This window comes from Pseudomonas sp. Sample_9 (assembly GCF_004307535.1).
Classification (GTDB): domain Bacteria; phylum Pseudomonadota; class Gammaproteobacteria; order Pseudomonadales; family Pseudomonadaceae; genus Aquipseudomonas; species Aquipseudomonas mercuritolerans.
Genome location: NZ_RAZO01000005.1, coordinates 4463 through 8178 on the forward strand (window position 1 = coordinate 4463; position 3716 = coordinate 8178).

Annotated in this window: 3 protein-coding genes; all 3 read left to right on the forward strand. The window is 64.1% G+C overall.

The window, feature by feature from the left end; translation table 11 throughout:
• The first annotated feature begins 98 nt into the window (after nt 1-98).
• The gene (paoA, locus tag D6877_RS00260; RefSeq protein WP_016775137.1) at nt 99-722 is read left to right on the forward strand and encodes an aldehyde dehydrogenase iron-sulfur subunit PaoA; all 624 of its coding nucleotides are present in this window, start codon (nt 99-101) and stop codon (nt 720-722) included.
• The gene (locus D6877_RS00265; protein WP_016775138.1) at nt 719-1675 is read left to right on the forward strand and encodes a xanthine dehydrogenase family protein subunit M; all 957 of its coding nucleotides are present in this window, start codon (nt 719-721) and stop codon (nt 1673-1675) included. The genes paoA and D6877_RS00265 overlap by 4 nt, the downstream gene beginning before the upstream one ends.
• A partial coding sequence (paoC, locus tag D6877_RS00270; RefSeq protein ID WP_130909477.1) for an aldehyde oxidoreductase molybdenum-binding subunit PaoC occupies nt 1672-3716 on the forward strand: 2045 nt, incomplete at its 3' end. The genes D6877_RS00265 and paoC, both read left to right, overlap by 4 nt.

A 3716-nucleotide genomic window follows, 5' to 3' on the forward strand; every position in this document is an offset into this window, starting at 1 on the left:
GCTGCGGTCACTCCTTTTACGAGACTGGCATGCATGCCGGCGCGCCCGTTTGGGCCTTTTGCAATCCTGCCGCCCGATGAGAGAAAAGGAATCGAACCATGCCGATTTCCCGACGCAATTTCATGATCCTCGGCGCCGTAACCGCGACGGCGTTCGCCATGCCCCCCTTTATCAGCCTCAAGGCCTACGCGGCCAGTCTGGAGCAACCGGCCATGAGTAAAGTTACCCTGCAAGTCAACGGTAAACCGCAAACCCTCGAAGTAGACACCCGCACTACCCTGCTCGACGCCCTGCGCGAACACCTGCACCTGACCGGCACCAAGAAAGGCTGCGACCACGGCCAGTGCGGCGCTTGCACGGTGATCGCCGACGGTCGGCGGATCAACTCCTGCCTGACCCTCGCGGTGATGCACGACGGCAGTGAGGTGACCACCATCGAAGGCCTCGGCATGCCGGACAAGCTGCACCCGATGCAGGCCGCGTTCATCAAGCACGACGGTTACCAGTGCGGCTATTGCACCCCTGGGCAGATCTGCTCGGCGGTCGCGGTGCTCAAGGAAATCCGCGACGGCATTCCCAGCCACGTCAGCCCGAGCCTGACCGAGCCGCCGAAGCTGATCGCCGCCGAACTGCAAGAGCGCATGAGCGGCAATATCTGCCGCTGCGGCGCGTACTCGAACATCATCGAAGCCATCACTGAAGTCGCGGAGGTGCCGGCATGAGAGCCTTCAATTACAGCCGCGCCGACTCGCCTGCCGCAGCCGCTTCCCAGGCTGCGCAAGTCGAAGGCGCCAAGTTCATCGCCGGCGGCACCAACCTGCTCGACCTGATGAAACTCGACATCGAAACCCCGGTGCACCTGATCGATATCAACCACCTCGGCCTGGACCAGATCGAAGCAACACCCGAAGGCGGACTGCGCATCGGCGCGCTGGTGCGCAACACTGATCTGGCCGCCGACGCGCGCGTGCGCAAGGACTACGCCCTGCTCTCCCGCGCCCTGCTCGCCGGGGCTTCCGGGCAGTTGCGCAACATGGCGACCACCGCCGGCAACCTGCTGCAACGCACCCGCTGCCCGTACTTCTACGACACCCACCAGGCCTGCAACAAACGCAACCCCGGCAGCGGTTGCGCGGCGATCGGCGGGGTCACCCGGCAGTTGGGGATCATCGGCGTCAGCGACGCTTGCATCGCCACCCACCCGAGCGACATGGCCATTGCCATGCGCGCACTCGATGCGCAGATCGAAACGGTCAAGCCTGACGGCAGCACGCGCAGCATTCCCATGGCCGATTTCCATCAATTGCCGGGCAACACGCCGCACATCGAAACCAGCCTCACGCCCGGCGAGTTCATCACCGCCGTGACCCTGCCGGCACCGGTCGGCGGCACGCACATTTATCACAAGGTCCGCGATCGCTCGTCTTACGCGTTTGCCCTTGTTTCAGTCGGTCTGATCCTGCAAAAGGACGGCACCGGCCGTGTCGCCGTCGGCGGCGTTGCGCCGAAACCGTGGCGGGTCGAAGCCGCTGAAGCGCTGTTGCCCAAGGGCGCCAAAGCGGTCAGCGAACGCCTGCTCGAAGGCGCGACACCCACCGATGACAACCAATTCAAACTGACACTGGTCGAGCGCACGCTGGCTTCGGTGTTGGCGCAAGCGAGGGAAACCGCATGAAATTCGACACGCCCGCCACCACCAATCCCATCGACCGCCTGAAGGTCGTCGGCCAGCCCACCCAGCGCATCGAAGGCCCGTTGAAAACCAGCGGCCAGGCCACTTACGCCTACGAGCAACATGAAGCGGCGGCCAATCAGGCCTACGGTTTCATGGTCGACTCGGCGATCGCCAAAGGGCGGATCAAAGCCATTCATCTCGACGAAGCCAAAGCCGCGCCCGGCGTACTCGCAATCGTCACTGCCGAGAATGCCGGCAAGCTCGACAAAGGCGATTACAACGCCGCACATCTGCTCGCCGGTCCCGAAGTGCAGCACTACCAGCAAGCCGTTGCATTGGTGGTTGCCGAAACCTTCGAACAGGCCCGCGCCGCCGCGCAACTGGTCAGGGTCGATTACGAGACCAGCGAAGGCAAGTTCGATCTGGCCAGCGTCAAAGACCTCGGCGTCGAGCCGAAAGACGAGTTGCCGGACGTCAATCACGGCGACTTCGACAAGGCCTTCACCGCCGCGCCGGTGCAGTTCGATCAGACCTACACCACACCAGACCAGTCCCACGCGATGATGGAACCGCACGCAACATTAGCCGCGTGGAAAGGCGATCAACTGACGGTGTGGACGTCGAACCAGATGGTCGCCTGGAGTGTCGGTGACATCGCGAAAACCCTCGGCCTGCCGAAGGAAAAAGTCCGTTTGGTCTCGCCGTACATCGGCGGTGGTTTCGGCGGCAAGCTGTTCATCCGCGCCGACGTGATCCTCGCCGCTCTCGGCGCGCGCATGGCTGGCCGACCGGTGAAAGTCGCCCTCGCTCGCCCGCAGATGGCCAACAACACCACCCATCGCCCAGCAACCATCCAACGCATCCGCATGGGCGCAACGGCGGACGGCAAGCTGACCGCCATCGCCCATGAAGGCTGGTCGGGCAACCTCGCCGACGGCAAGGTCGAACTGGCCGCGCAACCGAGCCAGTTGCTCTACGCCGCAGAAAACCGCCGCGTCAGCATGCGCCTCGCCCCGCTCGACCTGCCTGAAGGCAATGCCATGCGTGCGCCGGGTGAAGCACCGGGGCTGATGGTGCTGGAAATCGCCATGGACGAAATGGCCGAACAACTGAAGATGGACCCGGTGCTGTTCCGCATCGCTAACGACACTCAAGTCGACCCGGTGAAAACCGAGCGGCCGTTCTCCCAACGCCAACTGGTCAAATGCCTGCAGATCGGCGCGGAGAAATTCGGCTGGGATCAGCGCAAGGCGCAACCGGGCACCCGTCGTGAAGGCCGCTGGCTGATCGGCATGGGCGTGGCGGCGGCGTTTCGCAACAACCTGCTGGTCAAGTCCGGCGCCCGCGTGCGCCTGGAGCGTGATGGCAAGGTCGTTGTTGAAACGGACATGACCGATATCGGCACCGGCAGCTACACGATCATCGCGCAGACCGCCGCCGAGATGATGGGCGTTGGTCTCGATGATGTAGTGGTGCGTCTGGGCGATTCGGACTTCCCGGTGTCGGCCGGTTCCGGTGGCCAGTTCGGCGGCAACTGCTCCACCGCTGGGGTCTACGCTGCGTGCGTGAAACTGCGCGAAGCGGTGGCGGCCAAGCTCGGGCTGGCCGCGGATCAGGCGGAGTTTGCCGATGCACAGGTGCGGGTCGGCAGCAAGAGCCTGCCGCTGCGCAACGCGGCTGAAGGCGGCGCGCTGGTCGGCGAGGACAGCATCGAGTTCGGTGATCTGGCCGAGAAATATCAGCAATCGACCTTCGGCGCGCACTTCGTCGAAGTCGCCGTCGATGCCGCCACTGGCGAGGTTCGCGTACGGCGCATGCTCGCGGTGTGCGCTGCGGGACGGATCCTCAACCCGACGTCGGCGCGCAGTCAGGTCATCGGCGCGATGACCATGGGCGTCGGCGCGGCATTGATGGAAGAGCTGGCGGTGGACAAGCGCCTGGGCTTCTTCGTCAACCATGACCTGGCCGGATACGAGGTGCCGGTGCACGCCGACATTCCGCATCAGGAAGTGATCTTCCTCGAAGAAACCGACCCGATTTC

Coding starts and splice junctions, on each gene's coding strand:
- paoA (WP_016775137.1), top strand. CDS start 99: ATGCCGATTTCCCGACGCAATTTCATGATCCTCGGCGCCGTAACCGCG.
- D6877_RS00265 (WP_016775138.1), top strand. CDS start 719: ATGAGAGCCTTCAATTACAGCCGCGCCGACTCGCCTGCCGCAGCCGCT.